The 17,351-nt window shown below is 61.7% G+C and carries 23 protein-coding genes; 5 read left to right on the top strand and 18 right to left on the bottom strand.

Annotation, left to right across the window (positions count from 1 at the left end; all coding sequences use genetic code 11):
* The 15 genes from G559_RS0109815 to G559_RS0109745 all read right to left on the bottom strand — a co-directional run.
* Positions 1-277 (bottom strand): transposase (locus tag G559_RS0109815; protein ID WP_036997259.1); only part of this gene is annotated, 277 nt, incomplete at its 3' end.
* Positions 278-289: 12 nt separating this feature from the next.
* Complete coding sequence (locus tag G559_RS0109810; protein ID WP_155945708.1) at positions 290-634, bottom strand: hypothetical protein; 345 nt, start codon at positions 632-634, stop codon at positions 290-292.
* Positions 635-1,064: 430 nt separating this feature from the next.
* Positions 1,065-1,487 (bottom strand): DUF6228 family protein, encoded by a 423-nt coding sequence (locus G559_RS0109805; RefSeq protein ID WP_028628051.1) that lies wholly within the window; start codon positions 1,485-1,487, stop codon positions 1,065-1,067.
* A 338-nt stretch (positions 1,488-1,825) separates the two neighbouring features.
* Positions 1,826-2,647, bottom strand: coding sequence for a phage antirepressor N-terminal domain-containing protein (locus tag G559_RS0109800; protein ID WP_028628050.1), 822 nt, complete (start codon positions 2,645-2,647; stop codon positions 1,826-1,828).
* Between the two features lie 73 nt (positions 2,648-2,720).
* Positions 2,721-3,038, bottom strand: coding sequence for a DUF1484 family protein (locus tag G559_RS0109795; RefSeq protein WP_028628049.1), 318 nt, complete (start codon positions 3,036-3,038; stop codon positions 2,721-2,723).
* A gap of 327 nt (positions 3,039-3,365) precedes the next feature.
* Entirely contained in the window at positions 3,366-3,821 is a 456-nt protein-coding gene (locus G559_RS0109790) for a phage virion morphogenesis protein (RefSeq protein ID WP_028628048.1), read from the bottom strand.
* Positions 3,811-4,341, bottom strand: a complete 531-nt coding sequence (locus tag G559_RS0109785) for a phage tail protein (RefSeq protein WP_028628047.1) — start codon at positions 4,339-4,341, stop codon at positions 3,811-3,813. The genes G559_RS0109790 and G559_RS0109785 overlap by 11 nt, the downstream gene beginning before the upstream one ends.
* Positions 4,338-4,535: a hypothetical protein gene (locus G559_RS0109780; protein WP_028628046.1), complete on the bottom strand. Its 198-nt coding sequence runs from the start codon at positions 4,533-4,535 to the stop codon at positions 4,338-4,340. The genes G559_RS0109785 and G559_RS0109780 overlap by 4 nt, the downstream gene beginning before the upstream one ends.
* Positions 4,532-5,359 carry an N-acetylmuramidase domain-containing protein gene (locus tag G559_RS0109775; RefSeq protein ID WP_028628045.1) on the bottom strand — a complete coding sequence of 276 codons (828 nt, stop codon included), beginning with the start codon at positions 5,357-5,359 and terminating at the stop codon, positions 4,532-4,534. Before G559_RS0109775 ends, G559_RS0109780 begins: the two co-directional genes overlap by 4 nt.
* On the bottom strand, positions 5,356-5,670 hold the full coding sequence (locus G559_RS0109770; protein WP_028628044.1) for a phage holin, lambda family: 315 nt from the start codon (positions 5,668-5,670) through the stop codon (positions 5,356-5,358). Before G559_RS0109770 ends, G559_RS0109775 begins: the two co-directional genes overlap by 4 nt.
* Before the next feature lie 13 nt (positions 5,671-5,683).
* Complete coding sequence (locus G559_RS0109765) at positions 5,684-5,890, bottom strand: tail protein X (RefSeq protein WP_028628043.1); 207 nt, start codon at positions 5,888-5,890, stop codon at positions 5,684-5,686.
* Positions 5,890-6,351: a head completion/stabilization protein gene (locus G559_RS0109760; RefSeq protein WP_028628042.1), complete on the bottom strand. Its 462-nt coding sequence runs from the start codon at positions 6,349-6,351 to the stop codon at positions 5,890-5,892. The genes G559_RS0109765 and G559_RS0109760 overlap by 1 nt, the downstream gene beginning before the upstream one ends.
* 103 nt (positions 6,352-6,454) lie before the next feature.
* On the bottom strand, positions 6,455-7,153 hold the full coding sequence (locus G559_RS0109755) for a phage terminase small subunit (protein WP_028628041.1): 699 nt from the start codon (positions 7,151-7,153) through the stop codon (positions 6,455-6,457).
* Between the two features lies 1 nt (position 7,154).
* Positions 7,155-8,165 carry a phage major capsid protein, P2 family gene (locus G559_RS0109750; protein WP_028628040.1) on the bottom strand — a complete coding sequence of 337 codons (1,011 nt, stop codon included), beginning with the start codon at positions 8,163-8,165 and terminating at the stop codon, positions 7,155-7,157.
* Between the two features lie 24 nt (positions 8,166-8,189).
* Entirely contained in the window at positions 8,190-9,029 is an 840-nt protein-coding gene (locus G559_RS0109745; protein WP_028628039.1) for a GPO family capsid scaffolding protein, read from the bottom strand.
* A gap of 144 nt (positions 9,030-9,173) precedes the next feature.
* Here G559_RS0109745 and G559_RS0109740 point away from each other — a divergent pair, with 144 nt between their 5' ends.
* The 4 genes from G559_RS0109740 to G559_RS29835 all read left to right on the top strand — a co-directional run bounded on the left by G559_RS0109740 (position 9,174) and on the right by G559_RS29835 (position 12,703).
* Positions 9,174-10,934, top strand: a complete 1,761-nt coding sequence (locus G559_RS0109740; protein ID WP_028628038.1) for a terminase ATPase subunit family protein — start codon at positions 9,174-9,176, stop codon at positions 10,932-10,934.
* Positions 10,934-11,905, top strand: coding sequence for a phage portal protein (locus G559_RS0109735; RefSeq protein WP_051246526.1), 972 nt, complete (start codon positions 10,934-10,936; stop codon positions 11,903-11,905). Before G559_RS0109740 ends, G559_RS0109735 begins: the two co-directional genes overlap by 1 nt.
* Positions 11,906-12,174: 269 nt before the next feature.
* Positions 12,175-12,408: a type II toxin-antitoxin system Phd/YefM family antitoxin gene (locus G559_RS0109730; RefSeq protein WP_028628036.1), complete on the top strand. Its 234-nt coding sequence runs from the start codon at positions 12,175-12,177 to the stop codon at positions 12,406-12,408.
* Positions 12,409-12,418: 10 nt separating this feature from the next.
* The gene (locus G559_RS29835; protein WP_081668000.1) at positions 12,419-12,703 is read left to right on the top strand and encodes a type II toxin-antitoxin system RelE family toxin; all 285 of its coding nucleotides are present in this window, start codon (positions 12,419-12,421) and stop codon (positions 12,701-12,703) included.
* Between the two features lie 88 nt (positions 12,704-12,791).
* On the opposite strand, the gene G559_RS0109720 is transcribed toward G559_RS29835, so the two are convergent.
* The 3 genes from G559_RS0109720 to G559_RS30360 all read right to left on the bottom strand — a co-directional run bounded on the left by G559_RS0109720 (position 12,792) and on the right by G559_RS30360 (position 15,062).
* Positions 12,792-13,589 carry a BRO-N domain-containing protein gene (locus G559_RS0109720; protein WP_028628034.1) on the bottom strand — a complete coding sequence of 266 codons (798 nt, stop codon included), beginning with the start codon at positions 13,587-13,589 and terminating at the stop codon, positions 12,792-12,794.
* The gene (locus G559_RS0109715; RefSeq protein WP_028628033.1) at positions 13,586-13,771 is read right to left on the bottom strand and encodes a hypothetical protein; all 186 of its coding nucleotides are present in this window, start codon (positions 13,769-13,771) and stop codon (positions 13,586-13,588) included. The genes G559_RS0109720 and G559_RS0109715 overlap by 4 nt, the downstream gene beginning before the upstream one ends.
* Before the next feature lie 1,090 nt (positions 13,772-14,861).
* The gene (locus tag G559_RS30360; protein ID WP_137822541.1) at positions 14,862-15,062 is read right to left on the bottom strand and encodes a hypothetical protein; all 201 of its coding nucleotides are present in this window, start codon (positions 15,060-15,062) and stop codon (positions 14,862-14,864) included.
* A gap of 924 nt (positions 15,063-15,986) precedes the next feature.
* On the opposite strand from G559_RS30360, the gene G559_RS0109705 reads away from it, so the two are divergent.
* Entirely contained in the window at positions 15,987-17,339 is a 1,353-nt protein-coding gene (locus tag G559_RS0109705) for a multicopper oxidase family protein (RefSeq protein WP_245586488.1), read from the top strand.
* Positions 17,340-17,351: the final 12 nt, after the last annotated feature.

Here is a 17,351-nt window from a genome sequence, read left to right as displayed (position 1 = left end):
TGGCCAGGCGCAGAATCTCGTTGGCTTTGCGCAGCTCGCGATTTTCGCGCTCCAGGGCTTTGATGCGTTCACGCTCGTCAGTGGTCGGCCCAGGACGTTGGCCGGCATCGGTCTGATGGCGACGAATCCAGCCATGCAGGGTTTGCGCTGCACAGCCGATCTTCGGGGCAATGGCCTCAATGGCCGCCCACTCGGAGGGGTAGTCGTTCAGGTGCTCCAGAACCATGCGCACGGCACGTTCACGGACTTCAGGGGAGTAGGTCGCAGTCTTTCTCATGGCCTCATCTTCTCAAGAGTTGAGGCCTCCACGAAACCCGGGGCGATTCATTATGAACTCCGCTGAGCCATAAGAAATTTCCTTGCGCCTAACCCCTAAAAGCGCCGAGTAGAACTCTACCTCGCCGTTAGTTTCGCATTCGGACGCCCTCGCGAGTAAAAGCTTGGCGAGTCTATATTCCTGCTCGCTTTCATTGACGATTATCAGCTTTGCACTTAGCAAGTCGTGGCCGCAAAGGAGTATTTTGTCCTCCCAGTACTCGTGGGTTTGTTCTTTTTCATTGTCGGCCAGTGCTGTGTTGAAAAATATTGATGCCGCTATGATTGAGAGTGTTTGTTTTATTAGAGCCTTTCCCACTTTCCGTCCTTGCCTCATGATCAGTTTCTAAAAAATATTGCGCCAATATTCAGTGTTATAAAGGAGGAGGCCAGCAGAAGCATGCTCACATTCATGAGTCTGCTGCATTTTCTGAAGTGATTCCTGAATTCTTTTCCAGCATCATCCCCGCAATCGTTTTTCATGATTCGGAAGGTGAATCTAACGTCGATATACGATTCGACAATTCCACTATGATAAAACCATTCGGGTCTTTCGCTTTTGTCAAATTCAAAGAGATATGACAGTTGGTAGTAATAGGAGCAGACTGAAATAATTGCGGAAATAAAAATCAAGGAAAATATAATATAAAAACCTACGATGCTCACGTTTATCTCCATGATTCATGGCTAAGGGCTGAAATGGGGCGGTTTACTCTTCCTGATTTAGATGTACTTAGGTGTAGACGGAATTAGAGTAAAGATAAGAAATCTGTCCCCTTTCCAGGGCACGATTGGAAAAACTCACGCGCCGCTCGCCCAATGTCTGGCAGCTTGCCCAATTCGAGCTGGATCGATGTGTGCAGAGTCCAGGCATCGTTGGCGCCCTCGTTGGGGCGCATTTCGATTTGCAGGGTGACGATGCCAAGGGCGGAGCAGGTTGCAATCATCGTCAGGTCGTGGTCGAGCGATTCGTAAACGAGTGGCTCGGTCCAGGGAGCGAGCATCGCGCCGAGTTCCTGGAAGAAGTACTGCGGCGGGTTGCCGTCCGGACCGGCGTAGATGCGTTGCGAGGCGGTGAGGCCATTGCCGGCCAACTCCAGGATAAATTCGTCATCTTGTAGTGAGTGAAGGCGGAGCTGCTGGTCGGAGGCGACGGAGTGAAGTGCGAGCATGATTAGTTCTGGCGACCCCGGCTCTTGAAGGTGGACGCGCGAACGAGGGAGGTGGGGAGGGTGCGCTTGATCATTGGCTCTCCATGTCGAGTTACTCCTTAGGCAGCGAATGCAATATGCCACTACTCAACCGTCAGGGAAATCCTGACGGTTGGCTGGTGAACTGTTGTGATTTCCACAACGGTTGCGGAGCGCGGAATTACCTCTGTGCCGACAACCATGGTGATCATCACCACGGTTGGGGAGGTTCAGCAGGCAAGAGCTCGTGGGAGGGTTCAAGCATTGGTGGCAGTTGTGGTGATGTTCACCACAACTGAGGGAGATACGGGTGGAAGACCTCAACCGCGTTCGAACACCCAGCATCTGATGCTTTTGCGGGTGAGCCGGCTGAACACGGGCTTATGGTCCAAGAACTGTGGCGCACTGCTCTGGCGCAACGCTTCGTGCAAGGGCCGGGTGGGGCGGAGTGACTGTCCGTGTTCCTTCAGTAGCTCGGCGAGGTGGACGAGGTTGATTGCCAGTAGGCCAGGATCGATGGCGTGGTTGTAGTCGACCCTCTTGTCGTCCAGGAAAGCGAGCTGTTCCCAGAAGTGGGTGAGCAGGTCTGGCGCTTCGGGGGCGGCGTGGCCGAGGCTGTCCAGTTCGGGTGTTGGCAGGCCCATGGCGCGGGAGACTTCGTCGAGCTGCTGGTGAATGACTCCGCGCAATGCCTTGTCGCGAGTGCGGTGGAGTTCCTTGGCCAGGGCTAGACGGTGGCGGGAGAGGGCGATGCGCTGGGTGACGGCGGTAGAGCCGGGGCGTTGGGCGCTGCCTTGGGTCCAGTAGGCCCAGAGCGCGTCGTCGCATTCTTCCTGGTAGCGGATGATTTTGTCGCGGAGCTCGGGCTTCACTTTGTTCGGGCTGATGGAGTAGAGCCAGGCCGGGAGCTTGCGCAAGGGCATGCACGTCATGCTGCGCATCTTGCCATCATCGGCAACTGTTTCGATTTCCGAAATAGTTGAACTGAACCGCTCCATGAGCTTCACGTACTGAGCAGCCCAAACCAGCCCCATGTTGGTGACGATGGGCTTCATCGCCACGAATGGCTCATTGTCCTGACCGACCAGGACAACGGTGTCTTCATAGAAGGGGACGGGAATCAGCTGTTGTGCGGTGTTCATTGCAGCACTCCTTGCAGTGGATCTATCCCAACCATCACTGAAATGGTGACGGTTGGGGTGTGGTGGTCCAGCTCTAGATAATCCCCTCCATCTCATTCAACGCCCGGTACAGCTTCCCGCGCAGCGGTTCCATCAGGCAGTGGAGGTGGTCGCCGTAGAGGCGTTCGGCGTGGGCGGCGCGGAGGAGTTCCAGGAGCATTTCCAGGGCGCCGTCGATGCTGGTGAGGTTGAAGTAGGTATCGCGCAGGCCGTCCAACTCATCGAGCAGGTGGGCCATGTCGTTCAGCTTGGTATCGAAGTTATTGGCCTTGAGCAGGGCACTGTCTGCGCCGCGCAGCAGGTTGAAGTGGGCGAGAAGATCGCGAAGTCGATCGAGGGCGTTCACTGCCATGGTGGTTCTCCAGAGAGTTGGTCCTTGGCCGTCCACCACTTCTGCCACGAGTGGAGGACAGAGCCGTGCGGGTTGGCGGACCAGTCTCTGGGCTGGCGGGGCCGGGAAGCCCCCCGCGCACGGCTCGTCCATCGTGAACGTAGCAATGCCTCGGGCACAAAAAACCGCCGAAGCGGCGGTTGTGTCCGCCAGAGATGCACCGGGCCGCCAAGCCCAGTCTGCTGCCGTAACAGCATTGGCGGCACCGTACGAGCGACCCGCGAAGGCTAGCAACCTGAGTTCGTTGTTGAAATTTCCGAAGGGCTGAGCGGCCTGTAGGCCGATGCCTCAGTGCGCCACTAGGTGTGCCAACAACTGATCCCGAATGTGCTCCAGCTCGGCCTCACTGAACCCCAACAACTCCCGCTGGCTGTATTGCACCTCGGCTGCCCGCCGGCCGGGACGGTCGCGTAGACCGTATTGGTGGATGCGGGCAAGCCGCGCGGTGCGGCCGAGGAAGCCGATGGCGATGCGGTCGGCGGTGCTCTGCAGCTTGAGGTGCCGGGCGGTGCGCAGTTTGGTGAACATCTTGCGGCGGATGCGGCCGGTTTTGCTGCGCAGCTTGCGGGGTTTGCGCGGGGTGTAGGCGCTGCCGTCCGGGTTGCGCTGGCTGGCGATGCGTTGCTGCTGGCTGCGGCGCAGGTCGCGGGCGATGGTTTGGGTGAGGCGCCGGCGCTCGGTGGGGCCGAGTTTGACCAGGAGGGCGCCGGCCCAGTCTTCCAGGGCCTGGAGGTTACTGGACACGGACTGGCCCCGGGTGCGGTGTTTCCAGGTCTACGCCGGTGGGTGGCGCGCTGTTCCAGGCGGCGAGCAGGGTGGCGCCGTCGTAGAGGGCGTAGCGTGCTTCGGGCAGGTGCGGCGTGAGCTGGGGTTCCTCGGGGTGGTCCAGCTCCAGGCGGCCATCGGCCTGCTGGCGGACGATGACGCGCTCGGTGAGGGGCAGGGTGAGGGAGAGGTCCACCTTGCTGTTGTCGAGGCGGTCGACCTCGAAGGCGATGGCGTCTTTGCCCTTGTCGAGGTTGGCCATGAGCTCCGGCCGGTGGACGCGCAGCCAGGCCAGCAGGGGCACGGCGATGGCATCGGCGTGGCCGGCGTAGTCGGTGAAGATGAGATTGAGGCTGTAGCTGTATTCGAAGGAGAGGCCGGCGGCTGCCGTGCTGCGGATTTTGCCGTTGTCGATGAACAGCAGCAGGCGCTCGGGGTTGTGGGTGAGCTCGGGGATGCTGGCCAGCAGGTGGGCGCGCAGGGAGTCGGGCTTGTTCATGCGCGGTACCAGCCGGCGGCGTTCATGTCGCTCACGTTGAGCTTGCGCAGGTCGCCGATGACGACGGCGCAGCTGATGTGCGGATGAACCTTGCGCAGGTGCTCGGCGAAGATGAGCACGGCCTCGCGAGGCGTACCTTCGGGCAGGGCGAACACATCCCCGTTCTGGGGGCGGATCTGCTTGAGGGTGATCATGCCGCGTGCTCCTGGGCGTGGCGTTGGTAGGCGCGCTCCAGCTTCACGTCGTAGAGGTTTCGCTGGTAGGCCGGGCCGTTGTAGAACTTGGCGAAGGTGGCCCAGCGTTTGGTGCGCAGTGCCTTGAGCAGGGCGGGGTCGGTTTCGATGAAGCGAGCGAAGGCGTCGAATTGCTGGTTTTCGCCGGCCTCCATTTCCGAGACGAAGGCCTGGACGCTGGCGTAGCCGAGCCGTTGCCAGTGAAAGCCCATGATCTGGAAGGCGCCCCAGCTGGCGGACTCCAGGGCGCAGGTGTCGTCCAGCAGGCGGGCGTTGGCCAGGCGCTGGTGCTCGGCGGTGCCGCCGGCGTAGCCACCGGGGCGCGGGTTGACGAGGTTGGGGTGCAGGGCGGCCAGTTCGTCGGCATGGACCTGCAGGGCGGCGGCATCGTCCTCGTCGCTGCGGGGCGTGCGAAGCTGGCGGTGCATGATGTGGCGCTCGAAGAGGATGACGGGCTTGCCGTTGCCGAGGAATCCCTGGCCGGCGCTTTCCACTTCGTTCACGGCGTAGATGGCGGCCAGTTCCACGTCCAGGCGCTGGGCCACGGCTTGCAGCATGCTGTGGTTGAGCATGTGTTGGCTGCCGGCACCGCTGAGGGTGGCGAGCGTCTTGGGGCCGGCGATGCCGTCGGCTACCAGGCCAACGCGGCGTTGGTAGGCGCGGACGGCGGCTTCGGTGGCGTCACCGAAGTGGCCGTCGACGTAGAGCTCGGCGCCGGCGCGATTGAGCTGCTGCTGCAGCTGGCGCACGTTCTGGCCACGGTGGCCATGGCGGATGAGGGTCATTGCGGATCTCCATTCTGGGTGAGGTGGCGCCGGGCTGCGGCGCGCACGCCTTCCACGCCGAGCAGGCCGATGACGCCACCGAAGAAGGGCGCGGCGCTGGCTGGGATTGAAATGAGCTGCAGGCCGGCGCTGGCCGACAGGGTGATGGCGCCGCACAGCGGTGCCTCCAGGCAGACCTGCCGCCAGCCCCCGCCGCCGTAGAGCACGCGCAGGGCGGCGATGAAGGTGCCGAGGCCGGCGGCATAGACGGCTGGCCATTGCTCTTCGAGCCAGCTGGCGAGCCAGGCCCAGTGTTCTGGTTTCTCGGGCATGGGGGCTCCTGTGTCAGTCCCAGAGCTGCACGACGCGACGTTGTGGTTGCGGTGCCTGGGGCGGGAGGTGGATGGGGGTACCCAGTGGCAGCACGGCGCCGAGGTCGGCCAGCCCGGGGTTGGCCTCGAGGACGGCTTCGGTGACGCCGGCCGTGCGGCCGTAGTGGCGCCAGCAGAGGGCGTCGAGGGTGTCGCCTTGCTGGGCGATGACCTGGTCCATCAAATGAGTTCCACGGTGGTGCGGGGCAGGCCCAGCAGGTCGCGAATGGCCCAGCGCTGGTCGCGGCGCAGTTCGTCGATGCTGGGGGTGAGGGCGTCGGCCTTGTCGTGGCCTTCGGCACTGCTGTCGAGGGCGCGGTAGCGCTCGGTGAGTTCGGCGCCGGCGCCGCAGTAGAGGGCACGGCGGTAGAGGATTTCGAGCCGGCTCTGGCCGTCGACCTGGTCGGCGGGGATGCTCTGCAGGCTGGTGTGGCCGGCGCCCTGGTGGCGGGCCTTGAACGGGGCCAGTTCGCGGTTGGTGTGAAGCAGGGCGCTGAGGGCGGCGGCCTTGAGTCGGGCGTCGGTGATGGAGGCGTCCAGGCGCAGGACGGCGCGCATGTCTTGGCCGTCGATGTCGGGCCACCAGCCGTCGTTGCTGATTGTGAAAGCGGTGGGTGTGCCGCCGGCGATGAATCCGCTCATGGGCGCTCCTTGGGTCGGCGGTGGTCGGGGCCGCACGTTGCTCACTTCGCAATCGCAAGCGTGGATTGGCCCCGAGCCGCCGGGGTTGCGGGGGTCCGCTCGGTTAGCTGCCGGTGGCAGCGAGTTTTTTCTGCAGGCGTTCGGCCTGCTCCAGGTCTTTCTTGCCGCCGCAGGCGCTGTGCAGCTCGATGGCGCGCTTGAGCAATTCGATGCCTGCCTTCACCTGCCCGGGGCGGCCGGGCTCGTCCTCGGTGAGGCCGGTCAGGGTGGCGCGGCCCATGGCGAGGTGGAGCTTGGCGCGGACCTCGTCGGGCATGTCCTGGTCGACGGTGAGCAGGGCGGTGCGGTGGAGGGTGGCGAGGTCGAAGGGCTCGCCGGTTTTCTGCGCCTTGAGGGCGGCTTCGGCGATTTCTTCGGCCACCAGGCAGCCGGTGGTGCGCTGGAAGCGGTCGGGCATGAGCAGGTTGTGCTCGAGCACGTAGGCGGCAATGTCCAGGGCACCTTGGTGATCGCCGGCGTCGATGTGCCAGACCATGAGGGTGGTGAGGACTTCGTCCTGGGCACCGCGGCCTTCGGCGAGTACGCCCTGGATGTAGGGGGCGTACTCCGGCAGCAGTTGGCGCTTGAGTTCGGCCTTGCCCTGGTTGGACTGGATTTGCTTCAGGCGCAGGCGGTGCTGCAGGAGCTGGGCGAGCTGCAGTTCGTAGGCGTTGGCGCCTTGCATGCTGTCGTCGCGGTCGGCCTGGGCCGCCTCAAGGGCGGCCGTCATGCGCTGGAAGTGCTGGCGGGCAGGGCTGCTCATGTCAGGCCTCGACCAGGATGTTTTCCGCCAGGCTGGCTGCGGCCAGTTCTTCGATCACGTAGCTTTCGTTGACCGACTCGTAGTTTTCGATGCGGTCGCGGGCGGCGTGGTCGACGAGGGTGCGGCGACGGGTTTCCAGCTGCCAATAGATGGAGAGGTTTTCCAGTGGGGTGATCAGCAGGCCGTCGGCGGGGAAGTAGGGCACGCGCACGGCGGGCAGGTTGCCCAGTCGTTTCTGGCTGGTGACGACGTCGGCGGCGAGCATTTCGCTGGGCGCGTGCTGCTGGTTGATGATGGGGAAGTACTTGTCGGCCAGCAGCTTGCGGCCGCAGATGGCGACCAGGCGGGTGTCTTCCTGGAAGAGTGGGTGGATGAATTCCTCGACCATGTCGAACACCAGGGCGTCGAGGTTTTTGTAGTCGCCGTCTTTGCCGATGACGATCTTACCGCTGCCTTTCTTGCCTTCTTTCATCACGCGCGCGGCGTTCTCCACGCGCATTTTCTGCAGCCAGCCGATGTTCACGTCTTGCAGGAGCGGGTTCTTGGCCTTGTTGGAGGTGGCGGCGCGGCTGCTGCCGTTCCAGCCGATCATGATGCGGGCCAGGGCCTGGTTGTGAACGATGAGGTTGCGGATGCGCGTCTGGAAGTCGGGGAACTTGGCCCAGGCGTCGAGCTTCTGGTAGCGGATGTGGGTGTCGAAGTTGGTCTGCTCGCAGCGGTAGCGGCGCTGGTCGAGGCTGGTGGGGTCGCTGGTCTGGCGCGCCTGTTTCTCGGTGTCGGTGGTGCTGGCGGTGGGGCTGTCGATGTCGAGGCCGACCTTCTCGCCTTCCTGTTCTCGCACGCCGTAGACGTTGATGCGCGACAGGAACGCGCTGGATTCCTGGATGCGGGTTTCGAGCTTCTGTTCGACGGTGGGTTCGACGTTGAATTTCTTGCTGACGTCGCCCACGCCGTTGAGCTGGGCCAACTGGCTGGTGAAGGCGTTGTAGAGGACGCGGGTTTCGTTGCGCATGGGGTTCTCCGGTGTGGGGCCTGGTCAGCAGTCGGTGAGGATCTGGCCGTTTTCGCCGGTGGCCGGCGGGCGTTGCGGCTGCTCGGGGTCTTCGCTGGTGGCGAGCTGCTGCTTAAGGGCGGCGAAGTCGGTGCTGAGTTGGCTGAGCTGCTGCTTCAGCGCGGCGACCTCCTGGGCGGTGCCGGCGGCGGCCTGGCTCTGTTCGTCGGCGAAGGTGAGCAGGCCGGTGAGGGCTTCGCCCAGTTCGGCGAATTGGGTGTCGTCCTGGCCGTCTTTGGTTTTCTGGCGGCCGAGCAGGCCGTTGACCTTGTCGAGCAGTTCCTTGAAGCGGCTGGGGGCTTCGGTGACTTCCTCGAATTCGAGCTCGACTTCGATGGCCTCGGTGAACATGGCGGTGGCCGAGTAGTGACGGTCGCGGAAGGGGCTGGCTTCGGGCTTTTCGGCGCTGAAGGCGAGTACGTCGGTGCCGAGGCTTGCCGGGGAGTCGGTGACGGCCATGCCGACCAGGTAGGCCTCGCCTGTGTCGGCGAAGTTTTCGTCCAGCTCGATGGAGGTGTAGATCTTCTGCTTGGCCTTGTTGAGGGCGATGAGGTCGGCGGTGGGTTCGATCTGGGCGAAGAGGGCGAGCTTGCGTTCGCCGTTGATGTCGACCTCTTCGGCCTTGACCGCCAGTACGTCGCCGTAGGCCCGGAAGGGGGCGTCTGGCAGCAGGCTGCGCAAGTGTTCCAGCCAGATACGGGCGCCGTAGGTGCTGCGGTTGAAGTTGCGCGCGGCCTGTTCCAGCCAGTTGCGCTTGATGGTGCGTTTGTCGGTGGTGGCGCCTTCGACGGCGACACGGAACCATTTGGAGCGGAATTTCTTCATGGGGGAGTGCCCTCAAGGCCTCGTTGGCGTTGAGGGCATGGTCGGGAGACGGGCAGGGCCGGGCAACGAGCCGGACTTGTAGGGGGCGCTTCTACAAGCCGCGCCACTACAGAGGGTCGCGCGCGTGGCGGCAGCATCGGGGCCATGAATGCCGCCGTTGAAATCCCGCTCCGTGACGATCGCCGCCAGGCCAAGTTCCTGTACTGGATGGGCTGGCGGGTGTGCGAGATCGCCCAACACCTGGAGCTGAACGAGAAGACGCTGCACGCCTGGAAGACGCGCGATGGCTGGGACCGGGCCGACAACGTGGAGCGGATCGGCGGGGCGTTGGAGGCGCGTCTGGTTCAGCTGATCCTGAAGGACGGCAAGAGCGGCGGCGACTTCAAGGAGATCGATCTACTGCACCGCCAGCTGGAGCGGCAGGCGCGCATTCAGCGCTACCAAGGCGGCGGTACCGAGACGGAGCTGAACCCGAAGCTGGCGGCGCGGAACGAGGCGCCGAAGCGCAAGCCCAAGCGCAACGACATCGATGAGGCACTGACTGAGAAGCTGGTCGAGGCCTTCCTCGACGGTTGCTTCGACTACCAGAAGGACTGGTACCGGGCGGGCAATCAACGCACCCGTGTGATCCTGAAGAGCCGGCAGATTGGGGCGACCTTCTACTTCGCCCGGGAGGCGCTGATCGATGCGCTGACGACGGGGCGCAACCAGATCTTCCTGTCGGCCTCGAAGAACCAGGCGCACATCTTCAAGGGCTACATCCAGGCGTTTGCCCGGGAGGTGATTGGGGTGGAGCTCACCGGCGACCCGATCACGCTGTCCAATGGCGCCGAGCTGCACTTCCTCGGTACCAGCGCGCGCACGGCCCAGGGCTACCACGGCAACTTCTACTTCGACGAGTTCTTCTGGACCTACCAGTTCAAGCAGTTGAACAAGGTCGCCAGTGCCATGGCGATGCAGAAGCAGTACCGCCGGACGTATTTCTCCACGCCCAGCTCCATGGCGCATGAGGCGTACCCTTTCTGGACCGGGGAGCGCTTCAACAAGGGCAAGCCAGCCGCGCAACGCATTGACCTGGACGTGAGCCACGCCGCGTTGCAGCAGGGGCGGCTGTGCGAGGACCGCATCTGGCGGCAGATCGTGACCATCCTGGATGCGGAGCAGGGCGGTTGCGATTTGTTCGACATCGAGGAGCTGCGCCTGGAGTACGACGCCGAGGCGTTCCAGAACCTGCTGATGTGCCAGTTCGTGGACGACGGCGCCTCGATCTTCCCGCTGACGATGCTGCAGCCCTGCATGGTGGACAGTTGGGAGCAGTGGGCGGAGGACTACAAGCCGTTTGCACTGCGCCCGTTCGGCGATCGCCAGGTGTGGGTGGGCTACGACCCGGCCGAGACTGGCGACAGCGCCGGCCTGGTGGTAGTGGCGCCGCCGGCGGTACCGGGCGGCAAGTTCCGCGTGCTGGAGCGGCATCAGTTCCGCGGCATGGACTTCGCCGCTCAGGCGGAGGCGATTCGCAAAGTGACCCAGCGCTATTGGGTGAATTACATCGGCATCGATACCACGGGCCTGGGCTCCGGCGTGGCCCAGCTGGTGCGGCAGTTCTTCCCGAACGTCACCACCTTCAGCTACTCGCCGGAGGTGAAGACGCGCCTGGTGCTGAAGGCCTACGACGTGGTGAAGAACGGCCGTCTGGAGTTCGACGCCGGCTGGACGGACTTCGCCCAGTCCCTCATGGCCATCCGCAAGACCATCACCGCTGGCGGTCGCCAGTTCACCTACAGCGCCGGCCGCAACGATGCCACCGGCCACGCCGACCTGGCCTGGGCGCTGTTCCACGCGCTGCACAACGAACCGCTGGAAGGGCAGACCGCCGCCAATACCGGATTCATGGAGATCAACTGATGACCGAAACCACTGCCGTGGCCCCGCGCACGGAGCTGTTCACCTTCGGCGACCCGACGCCTGTGCTCGATGGCCGCGAGGTCCTGGACTACCTGGAGATCTGGAACAACGGCCGCTGGTACGAGCCGCCGATCTCGCCCGATGGGCTGGCCAAGTCGGTGCGGGCCGGGGTGTTCCTGCAGTCGGGGCTGAACTTCAAGCGCAACATGCTGGCGAAGACCTTCATCCCGCACCGGCTGCTGTCGCGGCAGGCCTTCGAGCAGTTCGCCCTGGACTGGCTGACCTTCGGCAACGCCTACCTGGAGCTGCGCCGCAACCGGCTGAAGGGGCCGCTCGGCCTGCAGCCGGTTCTGGCCCGCTACATGCGCCGTGGGTTGGACCTGGAGCGCTACTACATGATCCGTGGCTGGCAGGAGGAGCATGCCTTCGAGAAGGGCAGCATCTGCCACCTGCGCGAGGCGGACATCAACCAGGAGGTGTACGGCCTGCCGGAGTGGTTCGTGGCGCTGCAGAGCGCGCTGCTGAACGAGTCCGCCACGTTGTTCCGCCGGCGCTACTACAACAACGGCAGCCACGCCGGCTTCATCCTCTACATGACCGACGCCGCGCAGAACGAGCAGGACATCGCCGACCTGCGCACCGCCCTGAAGAGCGCCAAGGGCCCCGGCAACTTCCGCAACCTGTTCGTCTACTCACCCAGCGGCAAGAAGGACGGCATCCAGCTCATCCCGGTGAGCGAGGTGGCAGCGAAGGACGAGTTCGGCTCGATCAAGAACATCAGCCGCGACGACATGCTCGCAGCCCTGCGCATCCCGCCGCAGCTGATGGGGATTGTGCCGGTGAACGCGGGGGGCTTTGGCTCGATCAAGGACGCGGCGGAGGTGTGGACGGCGAACGAGCTGGAGCCGGTTCAGGCGCGGCTCCAGCAGGTGAATGAGTGGGTGGGGGAGGAGGTGGTGAGGTTTGAGTGAAGCGGTCCCCGGTAGCGCGGGTTGTGGATGGCTGCATAAACTACTGAAAGCTATACGGATAAATTTGTGTATTGTTTTGCGTAAATTGATGCGTATAATGGCATTGCAGCGCGTGCAATACTGACTACGACTGAACTGAAGCTGACTACGACTGAACTGAAGCTGACTACGACTGAATCTACAGCTGATTATTACTGAATCGACATAGAGGCATCGCGCCCATGAGTGCACTCCTAGACCGGGCTGAGCAGGCAGTGTCCGCTACCGCCATGGTCCGTAGTTTCGGAGCGAAATTGAAGGAAGTTACCAGCGGTGAGGTATCTCACCTGGTGATTTTTAAGGACAACGAGCCGGCGGCGGTTCTGGTGGGGGTCGACACCTACCAGTCTCTGCAGGATGAACTCGAAGACCTTCGCGCCGAAAGACTGGCCATCGAGCGTCTGTCCACCCTGGACGAGAAAAATACAGTGAGCCTTGAGGACATGGAGGCTCGCTTCAGCTAGGCATCAGCCAATGAATTGGAGCGTTAGGTTTCACCCCGAAGTTGAGCAAGACCTTAAGCAGCTCGGAAGCGCTGAAGCAAAAAGAGTCCTGAAAGTGATACGTGAACGTATTGCTGAAGGAGAACCAGATAAGATCGGCAAACCTCTTCGCGGGGCTTTGGCCGGTCACCGCCGGATTCGGACAGGTGACGTACGTATCATCTACCGGATCAATGGCACTGAGATTGTCTTGGTAATGTGCGTAGGTGCTCGTCGCGACGACGAAGTTTACGACTCGGCAACCAAACGCGTTTGACCTGAACCCCGCTCCGGCGGGGTTTTTCATGTCCAGATCGATGCGGCTAGTTTTCGATGAATTTGGGCTCCCGACTTCACGTGACGCGCTATTCAGCAGAAGGCCACTCGAACACCCAGCACTTGACGCTCTTGCCACTGATTCGGCTGTCAACGACATGGCTCTTATGCAGGCAACGTGGATTATGGCTTTGCCAGAGCGCCTGGCGCAGCGCGGTGTCGAAGGTCAGCGGCTGGCCGTGCTCAATCAACAAGCGGGCCAGTTCGGGCAGGTTGACCGCCAGCAGGTTTGGCGATTTGGCGTGGTTGTACTTCACGCCCTTGCCGTCGAGAAAGTCCAGGGCTTCCCAGAACACCTTCAGAACATCCGGGGCCTCGGGTGTGGCGTGGCCAAGTCTATCGATATCGGGCGTGGGCAGACCCAGGGCGTCCGAGACGTCGGCCAGTTGCTGGTGGATCAGCTTGCGGAGCTCCGGGTCGCGAGTGCGATAGAGCTCTTTGCCCAGGGACAGGCGCAGTCGATGGTTGGAGATGCGAGCCGCGGCGGCGGTGCGATTGCCCGTCTGGTAGCTGCCGGTCTTGCGGATGGTGGGTAGAACCTCGTGAGTCACCCAGCGCTTGAAACGTTGGGCCGACGGTTTGCGGCTACGCAGGATCGCCGAGTAGAGGCCGGCTTCGTTGACGATTAGTACGTCCTGGTCACCGCCAAGGGTACTCACAATGTGAGTACCCTTTTCATCATCCTCTAGGTTCCGAGCCATGTTTCCGGCATCGCGATACTCAAGCGCAGTCGCCAAGTCGCTCGCGACAAACCACAGTTCACCGTCTTCGCGAGTCAGCACGCGAACGGGCAGCGTTTCAAACTCAAACAGTACGGGCAAGCTCATGCCTTCTCTCCTTGTTCCATGGCCGAGTAACGCGACAGCGCCTGGGCAGAGCGGCGGATGAAGCACTGGTCGGCCTGGCTGAGCTGGCGATAGTACTGCAACAGCACCTGTTCATCGGGCGTATGCAGCAGGCAGTAAGGGGCAAGGCTGGCGAGCGGACTGTGGGCGGTGAGCTTGGACATGACAGTGATTCCTACGATGCGGTGTGTTTCCCGCTACCCAAACGCCAATTTGGGTGAGCGGAACCGTGCGGGTTGGCGTACCGGTCGTAGGGCCGGCGTGCACGAAGGCACCCACGCACGGCCCGCCCATTGAAGGCTTGCCATGCTGCGGACACAAAAAAACCGCGCTATCGGCGGTTGTGTCCGCCTACGAATCCGGGACGCCAATCCCGTGTCGCTGGACTTACAGCGACGGGCGCACGATATCCGCAAGCTCTCGGGCGGTCAACTTCAGCGCGTGCAACCAATGGAACGTGCTGGGCATCGGCGTCGGCTTCCGGCCGACCTGCACCCGGCGCGCGCCGTCGTCCCCCCGCCACGCCTGCGCGCTAAATAGGTCGATTTTTCTGCATGCCTTCGGTGGCCTGGAAGAGGGGCAGGGCGGCTGCTGGTCGCACGCATAAGGCCAAGTTGTGGCCCTGCGGATCTCTGCAGCAGGTGGCTCAGATCGGTGGCCCCAACGCAGCGATATAAGGAGGGAGCGTCCCCTTCATTTTCGGGAAGGCCATCGGAAAACGGTAATTTCGGGAATCTGGAAATCCAGCAGTTGTGGATGCCGCATGGCACTAAGGCTTGAACCCTTACCGGGGCCGGTAAGTCTCGGTAATTTTACCTACGTGTCTTGGTTAGGTTGTTGATTTATAAGGATATATTTTTTCGGAAGAAATACCGGCTCTTCGGTAATTGACTTACCCACTAATTTCCAGAAAATTACGATTAAGAATGCTACGTAAGTTATTGAGTCTATTAAATTAAATCTAAAAAATAAAAATGACTTACCGGAATTACCTTTTTCCGATGGCCTTCCTGAAAAATCGGAACCGGGCATTCCGGGGCGATTTTCTCTCTTCTCGCTTTCAAGTCTGGGAACACTCTGGGAACAGATTTCCTGATTTTCTCAATGCAGAGGCCACGGATTACGCGGCCTCCAGAGGAGCAAGGGCTTCGGGCATGAGTTCGAATCTCACCGCCTCCGCCATCTTAAATGCAGAAAAGCCCCGATTCACGGGGCTTTTTCGTTTCCGGGGCTGGCAAATTACGTTTGCGAGGCTCACGTCCTGGTGTTCAGCTTTTCGCACTCGTTGTTGGCCAGGGCCTCGTCCTGATGCTTGGCGCCGACGTAGTCGCCAGTCGCTCTGTCGATGATGCGGTACCAGTAGGCATCCAACGCCGTTCCTCCGAGAACTTCGCTATTTCTGATTCCTCTGGCGTCTGCTCGCGGGATTCTTTTCACCGAGAAGCGTGCACTCATGGTGGAACTCCTTGTAGGGAAAGAAGTGGAACATTTTTGATAGCCAGAGTTGGCTGATCTCGCAACTGCCCAGTCGCTACGGATCATTTCAGCGGCTCTGACACTCCGTCTGCCGTTCAGTAGTCGCACTTGCGCTTCCAGGGCGTGTTGGCATGCGCGTGCCTTGGTCCAGAGCCTCTCGGCAGGCTGTTGGCTACACGGCGCCAACTTCTTGTCGATCAGGCTCCGTCGGAGTCTCCAGTGGTAGCCGAGCGAGTTTTTCGCGTCTTTTTCTGCGCTTGTAGAGCTTGGCAGACGGACGTGTCATTACGTTGACTGTGCGGCATTTACATTTCGTAACATCTGCACTTTAGTCAGGTTATTGACATTCTGCGGCGCTAAACAAGACGAGCAATAGCTCAAATAGCCCATGTCGTCACTGGTGCAGTTTCCACGAGAGATGCCTTCAGGCGTCCGTCCAGTGTCGAAGGTCAGCAACTGGAGAGAGTCATGAAATGCCCTGACAGCGAGCACGCTACAGGTCGGCCTGAGGATCTGGCTGACGGTGAGGGGAGACGGAAATTTCTGAAACTGACGGCAGCGACTATGGCGGCGCCGCTGCTGATGACGGGTACTAGGGTCCAGTCGGCAACTGTGGTCCCTGTATTTCCGCCGAGTCCACCCACTGTGCCCTGGGCCCATGAGTTGCCCAAGCAAGTGAATCCACTGGGGACGGTATCGTCTCTGAGCCCTGCGCCGACTGAAGCCGCCAACATCGCTGCCGGCGAGGCGGGGCGTAGTCCCCATCAGCGCTGGGCTCAATTCCGACCGGGTGCATTGCTCTACGAGATAAGTGCGACGGAGCGAAACGACTGGGTGTATAGCCCGTCCTACCCGCCGCAGCGAATCTGGGGCTATCAGGCCAACAGCAATCCGGATTGGACCATGCCCAGTGCGACTTTTTTTGCGCGCTACGGGCGTCCTTTGATCTGCCGTATCCACAACAAGCTGCCGCAGAACCATGTGGGATTCGGTACCCCAGAGATTTCCACCCACTTGCACAATCTGCACTGCGGGTCGGAAAGCGATGGTTTCCCGGGCGACTACTACAGCCCCAACAAGCATGGCCCGACATTGTCGGCCAATGGCCGCTTCAAGGATCACCTCTACTCCAATGTCAAGGCCGGCTTCGAGGCTCGCCAGGACTTGCTGGGCGATCCGACCGAGGCTTTGGGCACGCTCTTCTATCACGACCACACCCTGGACTTCACCGCACCCAACCTCTACCTCGGGTTGGCGGGGTTTTACTACCTCTTCGACGAGTTGGACTCGGGCAATGAGGCTGATCCGAACCCCAGTGCTTTGCGTCTGCCGAGTCACCCGTACGACTATCCGCTCAATTTCAATGATCGGCGTTTCGATGCGAACGGAAGGCTGTTCTATGACCAGGTCAACCCGGAGGGCGTGCTGGGCGACAAGGTGGCGGTGAATGGTCGCATCGAGCCGGTGTTGCGGGTCGCGGCACGCAAGTACCGTTTCCGTCTGCTGAATACCGGTCCGAGTCGCTTCTACAACTTCGCCCTGGTATCGCCGACGAACGTGTTGCAGAAGTTCACCCACATCTCCAATGACGGCAACTTGTTCCCGGCTCCGCTGCTCAACCAGACCAATGTGACCCTGGGCGTGGCCGAGCGCGCGGACATAGTGGTCGACTTCTCGAAGTACGTGATCGGGACCCAGTTGTACCTGGTCAACCGCATGCGTCAGGTGGAAACACGCCGGCCGAAGGACATCAAGGAACCTGGCGACCGGGTGCTGAAGATCATTGTCGACCGTTACCCGCCGGCCCAGGATTTGAGTCGGGTTCCAGCTACCTTGCGACCTCTGCCTCTGATCACCCAGGCGGAGATCAGCTCAGCGCCGGTGCGGCGCTGGATCTTCGAGCGCGACAAGGGCATGTGGGCGATCAACGGCAAGTTCGTCGATGTGAACAGTCCTCGGGCACAGATACCCAAGGGCGGTTATGAGATCTGGGAACTCTCTAACGTCAACGATGGCTGGAGCCATCCCATTCATATTCACTTCGAGGAAGGGCGAATCCTGCAGAAGATCGTCAAGGGCGTCAGTGTCCCCATTCCGGTCCACGAACGGGGGCGCAAGGATGTCTTTGTGGTCGAGCCTCTTACCACGTTGCGGGTGTTCCTGCGCTTCCGCGACTACAAGGGCAAGTACCCCATGCACTGCCACAACCTGATCCACGAAGACCACGCCATGATGCTGCGCTGGGACATCGTCTGAAGCCGATTGCAG

The sequence above is a fragment of the Metapseudomonas resinovorans DSM 21078 genome, from assembly GCF_000423545.1.
Classification (GTDB): domain Bacteria; phylum Pseudomonadota; class Gammaproteobacteria; order Pseudomonadales; family Pseudomonadaceae; genus Metapseudomonas; species Metapseudomonas resinovorans.
Note: the sequence above shows the minus strand (reverse complement) of the source record. Positions and strands in the feature narration are given on the sequence as shown.